The following is an 18418-nucleotide window of genomic DNA, read 5'->3' as shown; positions in this document are numbered from 1 at the left end:
TCACTCCGACTGCCACCACATCAGCAGTTCGTGCCACAGGCGCTTGAAGAAGCCGGCCGTCTCGATCGCGTTGATCGCGACCAGCGGGCGCTGGGCGATCAGCTTGCCGTCCAGCATCACCTTGACCGTGCCGATCTTCTGGCCCTTCGTGATCGGCGCGACCAGGGTCTTGGGCACGTCCATCATCGGCTTGAGCCGGTCGTACTTGCCGCGCGGCACGGTCACCAGCAGCGGCGCCGCCAGGCCCAGCTGCACTTCGTTGACCTGACCCTTCCAGACCTTCTGCTGCGAGACCTGCTTGCCGGCATCGAACAGCTTGTGGGTTTCGTAGAAGCGGAAGCCCCAGTTGAGCAGCGCCTGCGAGTCGACCGCGCGCTGGCTTTCGCTGGTCGACCCCATCACCACCGAGATCAGGCGCTGGTCGCCGCGCTTGGCCGAGGCCATCAGGCAGTAGCCGGCGCCGGAGGTGTGGCCGGTCTTGATGCCGTCGACGGTCGAGTCGCGCCACAGCAGCAGGTTGCGGTTGGGCTGGGTGATCGGGCCGACAGTGAATTCCTTGATCTTGTTGTACGAGTACGCGACCGGGAATTCGTTGATCAGCGCGCGCCCGAGCAGCGCCAGGTCGCGCGCGCTCGAAACGTGGCCCTCGGCCGGCAGGCCATGCGGGTTCACGAAGTGCGAGTTCTTCATGCCGATGCGCGCGGCGTACTGGTTCATCAACGCGGCGAACGCGTCGGTGCTGCCGGCGACGTGCTCGGCCAGGGCGATCGCGGCGTCGTTGCCGGACTGCACCACCATGCCCTTTTCCATCTGCAGCAGCGGCGCGGTCTTGTTGACCTCGAAGCCCGAATAGCTGCCGTCGGTGCCGGCGCCGCCGGAGCGCCAGGCGTTCTCGCTCATCATCACCTGGTCGCTGTCCTTGACCTTGCCGCCGGCCATCTCGGCGGCGATCACGTAGCTGGTCATGACCTTGGTGATGCTGGCCGGTTCGAGCTGGGTGTCGTAGTTCTCGCCGGCGAGCACGTTGCCGCTGGCCGCGTCCATCAGCACCCACGCGGTGCCGACGATCTTCGGCGGCGGCGGCACCGGCAGGTCGGCGCTGAGCGGACGCGGCGCGGCCGGCTTGGGCGGCGTCGCGGGGGTCTGCGCGAGCGCGAACCCGACCACGAAGGTGGTCAGCGCGGCGAGAACGGCGCGTTTGGCAAGGACGGGGGCATTCATCGTTTCAACTACTCCGGGGGCCGGCGCGTGGCGGGCCAAGGTCGTCAGGAAAGGGGCGGGCGATCAGTCGCGGACGCGCTGCGGCGGGCCGAAGCCCAGGCCTGCGATGCGCGCGGCGAGCGCCGGTTCGCTGGTCGCGGCGAGCGGGCCGACGCGCAGGCGCCAGACCTTCTGGCCGTTGGCGTCGGCGTCGTGCAGCCGGGCGTCGTCGATGCCGGCGCTGCGCAGCATCGCCAGCGCGCGGTCGGCGTTGCCGCGCGCGGCGAAGCTGGCGATCTGCAGGGTCACGTCCTGGCCGCGCGGCGCGCGCGTTGCGGTGGAGGGTTCCGCGGGGGCCGCCGGCGCCGGCGCGATGGGTGCTGCGGCTGCGGGCTGGCCCGGCTTGCCGGTCGCCACGCGCACCCGGCGCGCCTTCATCCAGGCATCGAATTCGGCCGCGGTCATCGCCTTGCCGTCCTGGCGCATGTCGAAGCGGTAATCGGTGCTGGCCGGTACGGCGGGCGCGGCGATGGCGGATGCGTTCGCCGTCGAGGCCTTGTCCGCCGCCGGATCCCGCCGGGCCGGCTTGCCGGTGGCGATGCGCACGCCCGGCGGCAGCTCGCCGGCGGCGCCGCTGGCGACCGGCATCGCCGCGACGAGCTTATCGAGGGTGCTGCTGGTGCCGGTGCGGACCGCGCCCTTGGCCGGCGGCGGGTTGTTGGCGGCGCTGGCGTACGTCGGCGTTGTGGGTTCACCGGGGTGCAGCGCGCGCACCTCGACCCGGCCGGTGCCGCGCTGGGTGATGCCCAGCTTGACCGCGGCGGCGTAGCTCAGGTCGATGATGCGGCCGGCGTGGAACGGGCCGCGGTCGTTGACGCGCACCGTGACCGCCTTGCCGTTGTCGAGGTTGGTCACGCGCGCGAAGCTGGGCAGCGGCAGCGACTTGTGCGCGGCGGTGAACGCGTACATGTCGTAGACCTCCAGGTTGGAGGTGCGGCGGCCGTGGAACTTCTTGCCGTAGTACGAGGCGTTGCCCTGCTCGACGTAACCCTTGGCGGTGTCGAGCACGCGGTACTGCTTGCCCAGCACCGAGTACGAGGAGCGGTTGCCGGCGCGCGAACGCGGCTCGGCGACGATCTCCGGCTCGGGGATCGCATCGACGTCGGGGATGTAGTCGGGAGTGCTGTCGGGCACGCCGGGCTTGTACAGGCCGCCGGCGGTGTAGTCACCGCGGGTGCCGAGGTCTTCCTGCGCCGGTGCGTAGGGCGAGCGCTTCTTGCTTGCGTCGCGCGGCGTGTCCTGCATTTTTCCGACCACGGCGGCGGTCGCGGGAGCCGGCTTTTTCGGGGCAGCGGCGCAGGCCGCCAGGCCCAGCAGCAGCGCCGCGCTGGCCAGCGCCTTCAGTGCCGGCGCCGTCATGCGCCCGGCTGTCCGGCCGGCGCGGCGGCGGGCGCAGGCGCGGGCGCGCCAGCCGCCAGCGGGTTCTCCCGGCCGGCAATCGCCTCGGCCAGCTGGTACACCGCCATCGCGTAGTGCTTGGAGATGTTGTAACGGGTGATCGCGTAGAAGTTGCGGAAACCCAGCCAGTGTTCCTTGCCGGACTCGCCGTCGAGGTTGAGCAGCACCGCGGTCTCGGTCGGCGCCACCGCGCCCATCGGCCGGTAGCCGCGCGCGGCCAGGTCGGCCAGGGTGTAGACCGGCTCCAGGCCCGCGGGCTCGAAGTCGGCCGCGTTCGCATCGCGGTTGGCGCGCAGCGTGACCGGGCCGCCGCGCACCCAGCCGCCCTTCTTCAGGAAGTAGTTGGCGATCGAGGCGAACACGTCGTCGGTGCTGGTGAACAGGTCGCGCTTGCCGTCGCCGTTGCCGTCGACCGCGAACTCGCGGTAGCTCGAGGGCATGAACTGGCCCCAGCCCATCGCCCCGGCGTAGCTGCCGGTCAGGGTGGTGATGTCCAGGCCGGTTTCCTTGCCCAGCGCGAACAGCTGCGCGAGCTCGCCACGGAAGAACGCCTCGCGGCGGTTCTCGCGGTCGGCCTTGGCCGGGTCGCCGCTGCGCGGGTAGGCGAACGCGAGCGTGTACAGCGCGTCGACCACCGGGTAGCTGCCGGTGTTGGCGCCGAAACTGGTCTCCACGCCGATGATCGCGACGATGATCTCCGCCGGCACCCCGGTCTGCGCCTCGACCCGGGCCAGCGCGTCGCGGTGCCGGGCGAGGAACGCCTGGCCGCCGTCGATGCGGGCCTGGGTGATGAAGATCGGCCGGTAGTCGCGCCACGGCTTGGCCTCGGCCGGCCGCGACATCGCCGCGACGATGCTCTCGCGGACCTCGCGTCCGGCCAGCACCGACTGGATGTAGCCCGGGTCGATGCCGTACTGCGCGGCGGTGTCGCGCACGAACGCGGCACGCGCTTCCGCCAGCGGCATCGGCTTGACCGGCTCGGGCAGCGGGTTGGTACCCGGGGTGACGATCACCGGCGCCGGAGGCTGGCTGGCGGTGGGCGAGGGGGCGCTCGGCGGCGGCGCCTGCGTGGCGCAGGCGGCCAACGCGAGCGTGAGCGCGCCAATCAAGGCGCGACGGGCGGGGTGGCGTTGGGTCATCGGGGCGAGGTTAGCACGCGTGCGTTGGGGTCAAAACCGCGTGATTTCGCCTGCATGAACGAGGAGTCAGGTTGCTCGCGGCTCGGTGCGACGGGGCGTGACCGCGCCCTCAGCGGCCGTGCACCGGCCGGTGCGCGCGCACCGCCATCACGACGCCCAGGCCCGCCAGCAGCGACACCGCCGAGGTGCCCCCGTAGCTGAGTAACGGCATCGGCACGCCGACCACCGGCAGCAGGCCGGAGATCATGCCGCCGTTGACGATCACGTAGACGCAGAACGCCAGCCCGAGCGCGCCGGCGAGCAGCCGCGAGTAGCCGTCGCGCGCGTCGGCGGCGATCCACAGGCAGCGGCCGACCACGAACAGGTACAGCGCCAACGTCGTCACCACCCCGACCCAGCCGAACTCCTCGCTGAGCACGGCGAAGATGAAGTCGGTGGTGTGCTCGGGGATGTAGTTCAGGTGCACCTGGGTGCCCTCGCCCCAGCCCTTTCCGGTCAGCCCGCCGCCGCCGATCGCGATCTTCGACTGGATGATGTTCCAGCCGGTGCCCAGCGGGTCGGATTCGGGATTGAGGAACGTCAGGATGCGGTCCTGCTGGTACGGCCGCAGCAGCCACAGCCACGCCACCGGGGCGATCGCGGCGACCGCGCCGAACGCGGCGACGAACCACCACCACGACAGCCCCGCCAGGTACAGCGCGAACGCGCCGCTGGCCGCGACCAGCATCGCGGTGCCGAAGTCGGGCTGCTTGAGGATCAGCAAGGTCGGCGCGGCGATGATCAGCACCGCCATCAGCACCACCGGCAACCGCGGCGGCAGCGGCCGGCGGTTGAGGTACCAGGCCACCATCATCGGCAGGCTCAGCTTGAGCAGCTCGGCCGGCTGGAAATAGAACACGCCCAGGTTGATCCAGTGGTTGCCGTGCTTGCCCTCGCCGACGAACAGCACCAGCAGCAGCGGCACCATCGACACGCCGTAGACCAGCGGCGTCCAGTTGCGCAGCTGCGACGGCGGCATCCGCGACAGCGCCCACATCGCGCCCAGTCCCACGGCGAAGCGCGCGCCCTGCGCCATCACCAGCCGCGGCGACTGCTCGCCGGCGCTGTACAGCACCGCCAGGCCGATCGCCATCAGCGCCAGCAACGCGCCGAGCAGCGGCAGGTCGATGGTGCGCAGGAAGCGCACGAGCAGGTCGAGCAGCCAGCGCAGGATGATGTTCATGGCGCAGGCCCTGGCTTTGGCTTCGGCTTTGGTTGCTGTTGCTGTTGCAGTTGCGGTTGCACAGCCCTTCTCCCCTCGGGAGAAGGTGCCCGAAGGGCGGATGAGGGTTCGGCGGAGCTGCGTGATTGAAGATCACCACGCGGGTTCTGTACTGACCGGACGGGATTGGCCGCTTCATCGCTCCGCCGAACCCTCACCCCAACCCCTCTCCCGACGGGAGAGGGGCTCGCAGCGGCGGCCGGCGCGGCGCCGCCCTTGGTCGCATTCGCCGCTGCACCTGCCGACGTCGACGCAGACGCTGCCGGCACATTCACCGGCGGCGGCACGAAGTCCAGCGACGCCCCGCCCTGCGGCGAGCGCAGCGTGTCGGGCACCGGCTCGGGCATCGTGCCCAGCAGCCAGGCGTCGAACACCTTGCGCGCGATCGGCGCCGCCGCGGTGCCGCCGTAACCGCCGTGCTCGACCGACACCGCGATCGCGATCGTCGGGCTCTCGGCCGGCGCGTAGCCGACGAACAGCGCCTGGTGGCGCAGGTGGTACGGCAGCGACCGCGGATCGACGCTGGCGCCGCCGCCCTTGCGGCTGACCTTCTGCGCGGTGCCGGTCTTGCCGGCCATCATGTACGGCGCGCCGATGGCCATCGCGCGCGCGGTGCCGCCACCGCCGTGGATGGTCGCGAGCATGCCTTCCTGCACCGCGCGCAGGTGCGCGGCGTTGTCGGTGATGCGGCCCGGGGCCGGTTGCGGCAGCGCCGTCCACGGCGCGCCGTAGCCGTCGCGGCGCGCGGCCACCAGGTGCGGGCGCCGCAACGCGCCGTTGTCGGCGACCGCGGCGGTCGCGCGCGCCAGCTGCAGCGCGGTGGCGATCCAGTAGCCCTGGCCGATGCCGGCGATCACGGTCTCGCCCGGGTACCAGCGCTCCTTGGTGCGCGACGCCTTGTACTGCAGCGACGGCACCACGCCCGCGTTCTCGCCGGCCAGGTCGATGCCGGTGGGCTGGCCGAAGCCGTAGCGCTGCATCCACTGCGCGAACCGCTCGATGCCCATGTCGTAGGCGAGCTTGTAGTAGTAGTAGTTGACCGAGGCCGCGATCGACTTGCGCAGGTCGGTGCGACCGGCGCCGCCGTGCGCGTCGCGGTAGCCGCGGCGCTGGCCGGGGATGTAGAAGGTGCCGGTCGAGTACACCACGTCCTCGGGCGTGCGCATGCCGCTGTCGACGCCGGCCAGCGCCACGAACGGCTTGACCGTCGAGCCCGGCGGGCCACCGCCGAGCACGTTGCGGTTGAACAGCGGCCGCGACGGGTTGCTGGTCAGCGCGACGTAGTGCTTCTGCGAGATGCCGTTGACGAACAGGTTGGTGTCGTAGCCGGGCAGGCTGACCATCGCCAGGATCTCGCCGGTGCGCGGATCCAGCGCGACCGCGGAGCCGTCCTTGTCGCCGAACGCGGTGACCATCGCCTGCTGCAGGTCAAGGTCCAGGCTCAGCCGCAGGTCCGCGCCGGGCACCGCCGGCACGCGCCCGACCAGGCCGAGCGCGCGGCCGTCGACGTTGGTCTCGATCTTCTCGTAGCCGACCTGGCCGCGCAGCGCTTCCTCGTAGTAGCGCTCCAGCCCGGTCTTGCCGATGTGGCTCAGCGCGCTGCCGGCCTCGCCGAGCATCGCCGCGTCCTTGGCGTCGATGCGCGCGACATAGCCGATCACGTGCGAGAACAGCTCTCCGTGCAGGTAGCGGCGGTTGAGGTAGGACACCAGCTCCACTCCCGGGTAGCGCCAGCGGTCGACCGCGAAGCGCGCGGCCTCCTCCTCGGACACGCGCAGCTTCAGGGTCACCGGCTTGAAGCCGCGCGCGGCGCGGCGCGCGTCCTCGAACTGCTTGAGGTCGTCCGCGCTGAGCGCGACGATCTTGCCCAGCTGCGGCAACCACGTCGCCGGGTCGCCGGCCTCGTTGGGGGTGACGTCGAGCCGGAACGCCGGCACGTTGTCGGCCAGGATCCGGCCCTTGCGGTCGTAGATCAGCCCGCGCCCGGGCACCACCGGCCGCAGCTTGATGCGGTTGGCCTCCGAGCGCGTGGCGTAGTCGGCGTGCTGCCAGACCTGCAGGCGGAAGTACCACAGCGACAGCCCCGCCAGCGCCAGCAGCACGCCCGCGAACGCGAGCGCCGATCGGCGCCGGAACTGTTCGGTCTCGGCCGGCGCGTTCTTGAGCACGCGCCGGCGCGGGCGCGGCTTGCGCGAGAGCATCTTCTCCAGCCCCACCACTCAGCGCCCCCGCCAGCCACCGAGGCGCAACGCGTCGAGCAGCAGGAACACCGGCGCCCACAGCAGCATCCCGGCCACCGGCGCCAGCCAGAATGCGGCCGGCAGCGTCGGCTGGGCGAGCGCGACGTGGATCGCGGCGGTAACGATGCGGTCGTTGAGCAGCAGCCCGCCGATCGCCAGCGCCTGCTGCGACAACGGGAAGAACCGCAGCCGCGCGCGGAAGCGCTGCAGGATGAAGGCCATCACCACCAGCCGCAGCGCCTGTTCGCCGAGCAGGCTGCCGAAGCTGAGGTCGGCGACCAGGCCGACGATGAACGCGAAGCCGAGCCCGACCCGGTTCGGGTCTTCGATCACCCAGTACGCGACCACCAGCGCCAGCCAGTACGGCCGCAGCGGCGCCAGCAGCTCCGGCAACGGCAGCAGGCCGAGCAGCAGCGCGATCACGATGCTCAGCGGCAAGACCCAGCTTGATCGTTGGGTGCGCATCAGCGGCGGGGCTCGGTGGGGGGAGTGGACGGGGGAGTCGCTTGCTGATTCCTTCTCCTGTCGGGAGAAGGTGCCCGAAGGGCGGACGCCCCGGAGGAAGCACTCTGGGGGTGCGAGGGTTCGGCGGAGCGAGGCGATTGAAGATCGCTACGGGAGTCCGGGGTGGGTGTGACGCGATTGGCAGCCACATCGCTCCGCCGGACCCTCACCCCAACCCCTCTCCCGGCGGGAGAGGGGCTCGACAGCGCAACGTTGGGCACGGAACTGGAGGAGATCGGGGCGCCAGCCGCGTTCGCAGTACCAGGTGCTGCGACGCCGCCCACCGGCACTTCGACCGGCGGCGCCGGCGGTGGCATCGACCGCAGCAGCAGCACGTCACGGCCGCGGTCGAGCTGCGCCGCCGGCTTGACGTCGCCGAGCAGGAACGCGCGGCTCTCGTCGGGCCGCAGCGCGGTGATGGTGCCGACCGGGAAGCCCGGCGGGAAACGCCCGCCCAGCCCCGAGGTCACGATCGCGTCGCCGACCTTGACGTCACTCGACAGCGGGATGCTGGCCAGCGCCAGCAGGTCGCTGCGGCCCTGGCCGTAGGCGACCAGGCGCACGCCGTTGCGCGCGATCACCACCGGCACCGCGTGGTCGGGGTCGGTCAGCAGCAGCACGTTGGAGTGCATCGGGGTGAGTTCGATGATCTGCCCGAGCAGGCCACCGGCGTCGATCACGCTCTGGCCGATGCGCACGCCGTCGTTGCTGCCGGCATCGAGCACCAGGCGCTGCCGGGTCGGGTCGAGGTCGATGTCGAGGATCGGCGCCAGTTGCACGTCGAGGCGGCCGCGCTGGGCGGCGTCGAGCAGGCCGCGCAGGCGCGCGTTGTCGGCCACCAGGGTCTGCATGCGCGCCATGCGCGCGTGGTTGACCAGCGCCTGGCTGCGCAGGCGGCGGTTTTCCTCGGTCAGCGAACCCAGGGTGCCGGCGTCTTCGTACAGGCGTTCGGCCAGCCGTCCAGGCCAGCCGGCGACCATCCACAGCGGTTGCACCAGCGCCGCGGCCTGCTTGCGCGCCTGGCTGAGCCAGCCGCCGCGGTGGTCGAGCACCACCAGCGCCAGCGACAGCGACAGGTAGGCCATCAGCCGCAGCGTGCCGGCGACATCGCCCGTGCGGGCGGCGGTGGAGGGACCGGCGTAGGCGGGCACGTCAGGCGGTCTGCGGCTGGGTCACGGAAAGAGGCGGTAAAAGTCGTTGGCGAACACGCCGATGTGGCCCGACCCTGGACCGATGCAAGCGGCTCCTGCCCCCTGTGGCGCGGCGCAAACCTCCTCGCCGTGCCGCGAAGCCGCCCGACGGGCCGGCCTCGGTACCACCCACGCCGGATTACTCCGGTGCGAAGAACTCATTGCCGTGCATGTCGACCAGCTCCAGCGCGCGGCCGCCACCGCGAGCGACGCAGGTCAGCGGGTCGTCGGCGACCTGCACGTGCAGGCCGGTCTCCTCGCTGATCAGACGGTCCAGGTCGCGCAGCATCGCGCCACCACCGGTGAGCACGATGCCGCGCTCGGCGACGTCGGCGCACAGCTCCGGCGGGGTCTGCTCGAGCGCCAGGCGGATCGCCGCGACGATCCCGGACAGCGGCTCGCGCAGCGCCTCGTGGACCTCGTTGGCGCCGATCGAGATCATCTTCGGCACGCCCTCGGCGAGGTTGCGGCCGGAGACCTCGATCGAACGCGGGTCGGCCTGCGGGTAGGCGCAACCGATGTCGATCTTGATGCGCTCGGCGGTGGCCTCGCCGATCAGGGTGCCGTAGGTACGGCGGACGTAGGCGATGATCGCCTCGTCGAAGCGGTCGCCACCAATGCGCACGGAAGCGGAATAAACGATGCCGTTGAGCGCGATCACCGCGACCTCGGTGGTGCCGCCGCCGACGTCGACCACCATCGAGCCGCGCGCCTCGGTCACCGGCATGCCGGCGCCGATCGCCGCGGCCATCGGTTCCTCGATCAAGTAGACCTCACGCGCGCCGGCCTCCTCGGCCGACTCCTTGATCGCGCGGCGCTCGACCTGGGTCGAGCCGCACGGCACGCACACCAGCACGCGCGGGCTGGGCCGCAGGAAGCGCGACTTGTGCACCTTGCGGATGAAGTGCTTGAGCATCTCTTCGGTGTAGGTGAAGTCGGCGATGACGCCGTCCTTCATCGGCCGGATCGTGGTGATGTGGCCCGGGGTGCGGCCGAGCATCTGCTTGGCCTCGCTGCCCACCGCCGCGACCGTGCGGTTGCCGCCGATCAGGCGGTCCTGGCGCACCGCGACCACGGACGGCTCGTTCAGCACGATCCCCTGCCCGCGCACGTAGATCAGGGTGTTGGCCGTGCCCAGGTCGATGGACAGGTCGTTGGAGAACATGCCGCGAAACTTCTTGAACATCGGGGAACAGGCCGTCTGAGGGGGTGCGGGAGCAGGCCGGCTAGCCTAACGCCCACCCCCCACCCGGGCAAGGAGAAAACCGCGTGGCTGCGCACTTTGCGCCGCTTTGGGTCAGCTGCGGTTGCGCGGTTCCGGCATCCGGTCACACAACCTTGGGGGAACCGATCGGCAAGCCGTGGCGGCGAGGCGGTGCGCGGTGGCACAGTCATCGAATCGGCCGGGCGGCGACCGCGCCATCCACCCACTGGCCCGCGGCGACGCAGCATTAACAAACTGGCCCGCAAGCGAGCCAGCGGCTACCCTACGCGCCGCGCGGCGTCGGGCCGCGGCTCGGGCGAATCGGTCGCACGGGCCCGGCGGGCCTCGCCGGACCATCCACGGAGTGCATTCGATGTCTGCCCTGATCTGCGGCTCGCTGGCCTACGACACCATCATGGTGTTCCCGGACCAGTTCAAGAACCACATCCTGCCGGACAAGGTGCACATCCTGAACGTGTCGTTCCTGGTGCCGCGCATGCGCCGCGAGTTCGGCGGCTGCGCCGGCAACATCGCCTACAACCTCAAGCTGCTCGGCGGCGACCCGATCCCGATGGCGACCGTCGGCCAGGACTTCGGCCCGTACCGCGAGTGGTTCGACGAGCAGGGCATCCGCCTCGACCAGGTCAAGGTGATCGAGGAACTGTTCACCCCGCAGGCGTTCATCACCACCGACCTGGACAACAACCAGATCACCGCGTTCCATCCCGGCGCGATGATGCGCAGCTACGAGAACCACGTGCGCGACGTGCCTGGCGTGAGTTTTGGCATCGTCAGCCCCGACGGCCGCGAGGGCATGCTGCAGAACGCGACCGAGTTCGCCGCCGCCGGCATTCCCTTCATCTTCGATCCGGGCCAGGCGATGCCGCTGTTCAACGGAGAGGAGCTGCGTCACTTCATCGAGCAGGCCGACTACGTCACCGTCAACGACTACGAGTCCAACCTGCTGCAGGAACGCACCGGCTGGGATGAGAAAACCATCGCCGGCAAGGTCAAGGCCTACATCGTCACGCGCGGTCCGCAGGGCTGCGAGATCCATGCCGAAGGCACCAAGCACAACATCCCGCCGGCACACGAGCGCCGCGTCACCGACCCGACCGGTTGCGGCGACGCGTTCCGCGCCGGGTTGATCTTCGGCATCGAGAAGGGCTACGACTGGCTGACCATCGGCCGCATCGGCAACCTGATGGGCGCGCTCAAGGTCGAGCACCCCGGCACCCAGAACCAGCGCTTCGATTACGCCGAGTTCGCCGAGCAGTTCCGCCAGCAGTTCGGCTACGCGCTCTGACGCAACCACACGTCGTCGTCGCCCAGAAGCCCCGCGACGCGGGGCTTTTTTCTGCGCCGACGACCCGCCACTCCGATGCCTACATCACGTGCGTCAACCACAGCTTGCGCGGCTGCGCGAGCTGCTCGAACTCGGCGTACGGCATGCGCACGGCCTCGGTGTGCGAGCCGGCGTTGAAGGCGATCTCGGACTGCTCGGCCAGGCGCGAGTCGACGTACACCGGCACGCCGTAGAGGTTGCCGAACGGCGGCATCGCGCCGAGCTCGCAGTCGGGGAACGCGTGCTGGAACTCCGATTCCTCGGCCAGCTCGACTACCTGCTCGCCCAGCGCGCGCGACACGCGGGTCAGGTCGACGCGGTAGGCGGCCGGCATCACCATCATCGCCAGTTGCCCATCGACCTTGAGCATCACGGTCTTGGCGAAATGGCGGTTGCCGACGTGCGCAGCGCTGGCGGTCTCGTGCGCGGTGATCGTGCGCTCGTGGGGCACGGTCGTGTAGTGGCTATGGCGTTCGTCGAGGAAGTTGTACAGGCGTGGGCTGAGCATGATCGCCTCCGCTGGGGCGGCCGCTGCGATCCGGTGGCGGCGGCGCCGCTGGGTGGGCCTGGCGCGCGCATCCGGCAGCGCGTCATCGCGGCGCAACGCCCGGCATGGGCGCGGGGAACGCCGTCGCCCGCAGCTTACTCCGCCCGCGCGGCGGTGGCGTGAGCGCCGCGCGCGCGTGCTGCACATGCCGCACGCGCGGTGCTGGCACCGGGCCGCGTCAGTTCCACTTCGGCAGCTTCGACGGCTCCAGCCCACCGACCTCGAACACCGCGGTGCGGGTGCCACCGGCCTTCACCGGGAACTCGATCGCGATCACCTTCGCGTCCTTGGCCATGCGCCACAGCGCGCGCTCGTCCTCGATGAACATCGCGATGGCCTCGTCGGTATCCGGACGGCTGGCGGCCATCGGCTTCGGCGCGGCATCGTCGAGTTTCACCTTGACCCGGCAGCCACCGTAGCAATTGAAGTCGCCGCGCTCGAGCGTGAGGTAGCTGCTGCGACCCCATTCGGAATGGTCGCGGAAGATCAGTCGCACCGGCCGCGCGCCGCTGCCGTCGGTGTCGAGGGTGTCCTTGGCGTAGATCGCCGCCGACAGCTGGCTGCCGCCCTTGGCCGGCTCGGTCTGGTAGGCCCACAACGCGGCGGTGCGGCGCAGGTCGCGCGCGGCGTCGCCCTTGGCCTTGGCCTCCTCGTAGCGCGCCTGGATCTGCTCGGCCGCGGCACTGTCGGGGTACTTGGCCAGCAGCACGTCGCCGTGCGCGCGCGCCAGCTCCCAGTTCTGTTTCGCGTATTCGGCCTCGAACTGCTTCGCGGCCTCGGCGGCGGCCTGCTCGCTCGCGGCGGCGTTCGCGGCCGCGGCGGCCTGCGGGTCTTCGGTCGGGGTGCACGCGGACAGAGCGAGCGCGGCGGCGAGCACGGCGATGGGGAATCGTGGGTTCATCGGGGTTGGCCTCGTTCGATCAGCATCGTCACCGCGGCCGCGGCCGCGTCGGGTTGTTCCACCAGCGACATGTGGCCGGCATCGTCGAGCAGCACCTTGGTCGCCTGCGGCATCTGCTGCGCGAACAGGTCGATCGCGCTGGGGTCGATCACCTGGTCCTGGCGCCCCCACAGCAGCAGCGCCGGCTGGGCGATGCGCGCGGCGGCCTCGCCGGGCGCGAAGCGCTCCGGCCCGCGGCCGATGTGTTCCAGCACCTGCTGCTCGAACTGCGCCTGCTCGCGGCGGAAGGCGATCAGGCCACTGGAGGCCGGCCACGGGATCCACGGCTTGGCGGCCTCGCGGTGAAACAGGATGTCGATGTAGCGCTTCAGCGTGGCCGCGTCGGACACGCCGAACGGATTGCTGCCGGCGAGCACGTCGAGCCCGAACTGGTTGTCCTTGAACAGCACGCCCGACGCATTGAGCAGGCCAACCCGATCGACCAGTTGCGGATGGCCCGCGGCGACCAGTGCGGCGATGCCGCCGCCCATCGAATGGCCGAGCAGCACCACCTCGCCGCGCGTGCCGGACGCGCCCTTGTCTGCGATGCCCTCATCCGCGATGGGGCGCGCGACCTGCTCGATGAACTGCGCGACGCGCTGCGCCTGCGCGGCGTATCCGTAGTCGGCGTCGGGCTGGCGTTCGCTCTCGCCCCAACCCGGCAGGTCCGGCACCAGCAGCCGGTACTGGCTGCGCAGGCGCTCGGCGACCGGGTACCAGTTCTCCTTGCTGCCGGTGAAGCCGTGCAGCATCACTACCACCGGCGCACCCGGCGGCGCGTCGTCGGCATGCGCGTAGGCCCAACGATGGTCGCCAATCTGGACCTCGTCCGCCTCCAGCCCGGCGACCATGCGTTGGCGCTCGAACTGCGCGCGCACCAGCACGAACGGGTTGGTCGCCACCACCGCGCCGACCCCGAGCACGGCGGTCACCAGGGTGGTCGCCGCGATCTTCTTGCGTGGCTGCACGCCTACTTCGCCGGCGCCGGCGCCGCGGGGGCGGCCTTGGCCGTGGCGATCGCCTCGACCACCGAGCCGGTGGTGATCGGGTGGTAGCCCGGCTTGGCCTTCGCGAACGTGGCCTCGGCCAGCTTCAGGCCCTCGGGCGTCTTCACCAGCGCCTCGTAGGTCGGCATGATCAGCTTGCGCCGGCCGATCGTCGACAGGAACGCGGCGATCGCGTCGTTGGCCTGGGTGTAGCCGCTGCGCACCGCGAGCGGGTACCAGCGCTGCGCGATCTCGCCATTGGGCGTGCCGGTGAACTTGTAGGCGGCGTCAAGCGCGGCCAGCTGTTCGGGCTTGAGCGTCTCCGGCATGCCTTCGATGAAGTGCACCCATTCCTGGGTGGTCCACTTCGCGGTCGCGGCCTTGGCCGGCAACGTGCCGGCGTCGAGCCAGGCCTTGCGCGCGGCGTCGATCGCGTCGAAGCGCGGCGACACGGTCTTGGGCGCGGAGTCGGGCACGCCCGGCTCGTAGATCCACTGCATCAGCTCGGCCTCGGTGACCTTGCCCGGATGCTTGGCGAGCAGGTTGGCCTTGGCGTACTCGACGAACGTGGCGGTCGGGATCGACTGAAACGCGAAGTGGTCGAAGTAGCCCTTCAGGAACGGGTCGAACACCTCGCGGCCGAAGCGCTGCTCGAGGAACTGCAGGAACCACGCGCCCTTGGTGTAGACGGTGGCGCTCGACGAACCGTCCGGATCCGGGAGCGCGTCGGGCTTCAGGGCAAGGGCCTGCAGCTTCGGGTCGATCTCCTTGAACTCGACCGCCAGTTCGTTGCGCGAGATCACGCTCTCCATGTCGGCGCGTTCCTTGCCGTACAGCGACTCGATGATGCGGTTCTCGACGTAGCTGGTGAAACCCTCGTTGAGCCACGCATCCTTGGCGCTGGAGAACGTCACCAGGTTGCCCGACCAGCTATGCGCAAGCTCGTGCGCGATCAGCGACACCAGCGACTGGTCGCCGGTGACCACGGTCGGGGTGGCGAACGTCAGGCGCGGGTTCTCCATGCCGCCGTAAGGGAACGACGGCGGCAGCACCAGGATGTCGTAGCGGCCCCAGCGGTACGGGCCGTACAGCGCCTCGGTGGTGGTCATCATCTTTTCGGTGTCGGCGAACTCGGCCGCGGCCTTCTTCGCCATCGATGGCTCCGCCCAGACGCCGGCGCGCGCCGAGATCGGCTCGAACACCAGGTCGCCAGCCGCGATCGCGAGCAGGTACGACGGGATCTTCTGCGGCATCGTGAACGTGTAGTCGCCGTCACGCGCGGCGTTGGGGTCGTTGTCGGCGCTCATCAGCACCATCGCGTCCTTCGGTGCGGTCACGTGCGCGGTGTAGGTGAAGCGCACCCGCGGCGTGTCCTGCAGCGGCACCCACGAACGCGCGTGGATCTGCTGCGACTGGCTGAACATGAAGGGCGTGGTCTTGCCCGCGGTCATCGACGGCTCCAGCCACTGCAGGCCGGACGCGGTCGGTGCGGTCTTGTAGGTCACGCGCACGCGCTTGTTGCGCTGCGGGGTCTCGATGGTGAGCTTGCTGCCGAGGGTCTTGTCGGCCGGCGCGAGCGCGTACTTGAGGTCTTCCCACTTGCCGTCGCTGCGTTCGCCGACAACCTTCTCGATCGTCAACTCGCGGGTGTCGAGCACCAACTGCGTGGCCTTGGGGTCGAGCCACTCGAGCGTGTAGGTGGCACTGCCGCCGAGTTGCTTGTTGGCGAAATCGATTGCCAGCGCGAGCGCGAGATCGGTGGTCTTGACCTGCTCGGGCTGTGCGTAGGAGTGCTCGTCGCGTTCGGCGCTGGCGTTCACGGCGGTGCTCGCGGTGTCTTGGGTGGCGGCAGGCTTGACGGCCGGATCGGCCGGCGGCGCGGCATCGCGCGAACAGCCGGCGGCGAACAGCGCCGCGAGGCTCAGGGACAGGATCGACAGGCGCATCGGCGGCTCCAGGACAGGGGACCGTGGAGTTTACTGCTGCCCTGTGGCCTCGGCGTAAACGGCGTCCAATCCCGAGGGGGAGCGTATCTGGCTGTGACAGACCAGGCTGTGGCCGCCGGAAAACTTGGCCTGGTACATCGCCTTGTCCGCCTCGCGGAACAGTTCGACCGCGCTTTGGCCGGGCCGGTAATGCGCACAGCCGGCACTGACCTGCACCGCGGGCACGCCGTCCTGCGGCTGCGCGAGGGCCGTCAGCCAGGCGCGGATGCGGCCCTTGGCCTGGCCCAGCTCATCGCGCAGCCCGATCAGGAACTCGTCGCCACCCCAGCGACCGATCCAGTCGTGCTCGCCCAGGCAGCGGGCACGGGCGCTGTCCACCAGCGACACCAGCACGCGGTCGCCGGCGTCGTGGCCGTGCGCGTCGTTGATCGGCTTGAGGTTGTCCAGGTCGAGCACGAACAACACGAACGATTCGCCGCCCTCCGCCATCGCGATCGAGTGCGCCAGCTGCTGCTCGCTGCCGCGCCGGTTCATGGCCCCGGTCAGCGCGTCCTCGAGCGCATGGCGTTCCAGCTCGCGGCGGCCGGCGTCGATCCCGCGCAGGCAGCGGTCGATGCCGCGGATCAGGCGACCGATCTCGTCGTCGCCGCTTTCCGGCAGGGTCGGCAGCTTCTGCTGGCTGTAGTAGTCGTCCAGCGCGATCGCGGCACGCCGCAACGGATCGAGCAGCTTGTAGATCAGCAGCAACGACACGATCGTGCCGACCAGGGTCGCGCCCAGCCCCACCGTCACTCCGAACAGCAAGCGCTCGGGTGGGATCCCATTGCGCGTGCACAACCACCCCACCAGCACCAGCATCGGCAGCAGCGGGCAGCACAACACCAGCGCGAGCAGTCGCGCCCGATAGGAGTGCGGAAAAAACTCCGACAGCGCGCGGGACGCCTTGATGGCTCACCTCGAGGCGGAAAAGTGTGACGTGGCTCACACTAACAACGTCGTGTGTTCATTCAGAACACAAAGGTGAAGCGTTCAGGCTACAGAGACGCGCTGGGTGCAGCACCCGCGTCGTAAAGGTCACGAAGATCGCTACATGGGGCCCGCGCCACGTTCGCCAGGTCGGCCGCCGCGATTCGACGAAACCTTGCGCGCGGGCCAACCGCTAGCGCGCTACAAGCACTTGAACAGCTGCGCGGCGGCGCCGCGCTGCACGCTGTACGGACCGAGCGTGTCGGCGTCCACCCGGATCCGCAGCTGCATGCGGTCGCCGTCAACGCGCCCCTCGTAGAGCGCCGGCCGCGACGGCAGCCGCTCACCGATCCGGGCCGGACCGCCGTGGCCGTGCACGTGCCGGCCCGGCACGCGGAACGAGCCGTCGGCCGCGGGCACCACGGCCGCGTCGAGGGTGCCTTCGGCACAGTCGTATTCGATGCGGCCGCCGGACTGCGACAACTGCAAGTCGACGTGCGCGCCACCCCAACGGCCTTCGAGCGCGCTGCCCAGCGCGCGGTCCGCCGCCGCCGGGCGGGGCAGCGCACAGGCGGCCGCCAGCCATGCGCAGAGCAGTAGAACCGCGAGCCGGTGCACGCTGCCTGCCCTACACCTTGTAACCGGTGTGGACCGCGACGATCCCGCCCGACAGGTTCTTGTAGTCGCAGCGCGCGAAGCCGGCCGCGGCCATCATCGCCTTGAGCTCGTCCTGCGGCGGGTGCTTGCGGATGCTCTCGGCCAGGTATTGGTAGCTGTCGGCGTCGTTCGCGAACAGCTTGCCGAGCTTGGGCAGGATGTTGAACGAGTGGAAGTCGTAGATCGGCTTGAACCAGTCGGCCTTCACTTCCGAGAACTCCAGCACCCGCGCCTGGCCGCCGACCTTGAGCACGCGCTGCATCTCGCGCAGCGCGGCGTCCTTGTCGGTGACGTTGCGCAACCCGAACGCGATCGTGACCAGGTCGAAGCTCGCGTCCGGGAACGGCAGTTTCTCGGCATTGAGCTGCACGTACTCGAAGCCGACGATCTTGCCCTGGTCGACCATGCGGTCGCGGCCGACGCGCAGCATCGCGCCGTTGATGTCGCCCAGCACCACGCTGCCCGCCTCGCCGACGCGGTCGCGCAGCAGCGCCGCGATGTCGCCGGTGCCGCCGGCCAGGTCGAGCACGCGGTCGCCACGCTTCACCTGCGCGGTGCCGACGAAGTAGCGCTTCCAGACCCGGTGCACGCCGAGCGACATCAGGTCATTCATCAGGTCGTACTTGCCCGCGACCGAGGAGAACACCTCGCCCACCAGCTTCTGCTTGTCGCCGGTGGGCACGTCGCGAAAGCCGAAGTGGGTGGTGCCGGGGGTGTCTGACTTGGAGGTGGGCTCGCTCATGGCGGCGATTATCGCACCGCTTCACCCTGCTCCCTCTTCCGCTCGCCACCCAAGGTGACTTCCTTCGGGGCGCGGGAGAGGGTTGGGGTGAGG

At 70.3% G+C, this 18418-nt stretch carries 16 protein-coding genes; 1 reads left to right on the top strand and 15 read right to left on the bottom strand.

Annotated features, from left to right (window positions below):
- The 8 genes from ACFQZQ_RS06045 to ACFQZQ_RS06010 form a co-directional block, all read right to left on the bottom strand.
- On the bottom strand, positions 1-1221 hold the full coding sequence (locus ACFQZQ_RS06045) for a D-alanyl-D-alanine carboxypeptidase family protein (protein WP_386811834.1): 1221 nt from the start codon (positions 1219-1221) through the stop codon (positions 1-3).
- A gap of 63 nt (positions 1222-1284) precedes the next feature.
- Positions 1285-2619 (bottom strand): septal ring lytic transglycosylase RlpA family protein, encoded by a 1335-nt coding sequence (locus ACFQZQ_RS06040; protein ID WP_386811832.1) that lies wholly within the window; start codon positions 2617-2619, stop codon positions 1285-1287.
- Positions 2616-3797, bottom strand: a complete 1182-nt coding sequence (gene mltB / locus ACFQZQ_RS06035) for a lytic murein transglycosylase B (protein ID WP_386811830.1) — start codon at positions 3795-3797, stop codon at positions 2616-2618. The genes ACFQZQ_RS06040 and mltB overlap by 4 nt, the downstream gene beginning before the upstream one ends.
- A gap of 109 nt (positions 3798-3906) precedes the next feature.
- A complete protein-coding gene (gene rodA / locus ACFQZQ_RS06030) occupies positions 3907-5019 on the bottom strand; it encodes a rod shape-determining protein RodA (RefSeq protein ID WP_386811828.1) in 1113 nt (370 codons plus the stop codon).
- Positions 5016-7259, bottom strand: a complete 2244-nt coding sequence (gene mrdA, locus ACFQZQ_RS06025) for a penicillin-binding protein 2 (RefSeq protein WP_386812551.1) — start codon at positions 7257-7259, stop codon at positions 5016-5018. The genes rodA and mrdA overlap by 4 nt, the downstream gene beginning before the upstream one ends.
- Before the next feature lie 18 nt (positions 7260-7277).
- Positions 7278-7763, bottom strand: a complete 486-nt coding sequence (mreD, locus tag ACFQZQ_RS06020) for a rod shape-determining protein MreD (RefSeq protein WP_386811826.1) — start codon at positions 7761-7763, stop codon at positions 7278-7280.
- Complete coding sequence (gene mreC, locus ACFQZQ_RS06015) at positions 7763-8953, bottom strand: rod shape-determining protein MreC (protein WP_386811825.1); 1191 nt, start codon at positions 8951-8953, stop codon at positions 7763-7765. Before mreC ends, mreD begins: the two co-directional genes overlap by 1 nt.
- Before the next feature lie 178 nt (positions 8954-9131).
- Positions 9132-10178 (bottom strand): rod shape-determining protein, encoded by a 1047-nt coding sequence (locus ACFQZQ_RS06010; protein WP_386811824.1) that lies wholly within the window; start codon positions 10176-10178, stop codon positions 9132-9134.
- A gap of 391 nt (positions 10179-10569) precedes the next feature.
- Between ACFQZQ_RS06010 and ACFQZQ_RS06005 the strand changes: the two genes are divergently transcribed.
- The gene (locus ACFQZQ_RS06005) at positions 10570-11502 is read left to right on the top strand and encodes a carbohydrate kinase family protein (protein ID WP_386811822.1); all 933 of its coding nucleotides are present in this window, start codon (positions 10570-10572) and stop codon (positions 11500-11502) included.
- Positions 11503-11581: 79 nt separating this feature from the next.
- Here the strand turns inward: ACFQZQ_RS06005 and ACFQZQ_RS06000 are convergent, their stop codons facing one another.
- The 7 genes from ACFQZQ_RS06000 to ubiE form a co-directional block, all read right to left on the bottom strand.
- Positions 11582-12049: an aminoacyl-tRNA deacylase gene (locus tag ACFQZQ_RS06000; RefSeq protein WP_386811821.1), complete on the bottom strand. Its 468-nt coding sequence runs from the start codon at positions 12047-12049 to the stop codon at positions 11582-11584.
- A gap of 217 nt (positions 12050-12266) precedes the next feature.
- Complete coding sequence (locus tag ACFQZQ_RS05995; protein WP_386811820.1) at positions 12267-12989, bottom strand: hypothetical protein; 723 nt, start codon at positions 12987-12989, stop codon at positions 12267-12269.
- Positions 12986-13996 carry an alpha/beta fold hydrolase gene (locus ACFQZQ_RS05990; protein ID WP_386811819.1) on the bottom strand — a complete coding sequence of 337 codons (1011 nt, stop codon included), beginning with the start codon at positions 13994-13996 and terminating at the stop codon, positions 12986-12988. Before ACFQZQ_RS05990 ends, ACFQZQ_RS05995 begins: the two co-directional genes overlap by 4 nt.
- A 2-nt stretch (positions 13997-13998) precedes the next feature.
- Positions 13999-15960: a M1 family metallopeptidase gene (locus tag ACFQZQ_RS05985; RefSeq protein WP_386811817.1), complete on the bottom strand. Its 1962-nt coding sequence runs from the start codon at positions 15958-15960 to the stop codon at positions 13999-14001.
- 30 nt (positions 15961-15990) lie between these two features.
- Entirely contained in the window at positions 15991-16908 is a 918-nt protein-coding gene (locus tag ACFQZQ_RS05980) for a GGDEF domain-containing protein (protein ID WP_386812550.1), read from the bottom strand.
- 219 nt (positions 16909-17127) lie between these two features.
- Positions 17128-17544 carry a hypothetical protein gene (locus tag ACFQZQ_RS05975; protein WP_386811815.1) on the bottom strand — a complete coding sequence of 139 codons (417 nt, stop codon included), beginning with the start codon at positions 17542-17544 and terminating at the stop codon, positions 17128-17130.
- 10 nt (positions 17545-17554) lie between these two features.
- Positions 17555-18325 (bottom strand): bifunctional demethylmenaquinone methyltransferase/2-methoxy-6-polyprenyl-1,4-benzoquinol methylase UbiE, encoded by a 771-nt coding sequence (gene ubiE, locus ACFQZQ_RS05970; RefSeq protein WP_386811813.1) that lies wholly within the window; start codon positions 18323-18325, stop codon positions 17555-17557.
- Positions 18326-18418: the final 93 nt, after the last annotated feature.

Source organism: Lysobacter koreensis (assembly GCF_042677045.1).
GTDB lineage: Bacteria > Pseudomonadota > Gammaproteobacteria > Xanthomonadales > Xanthomonadaceae > Lysobacter_K > Lysobacter_K koreensis.
Note: the sequence above shows the minus strand (reverse complement) of the source record. Positions and strands in the feature narration are given on the sequence as shown.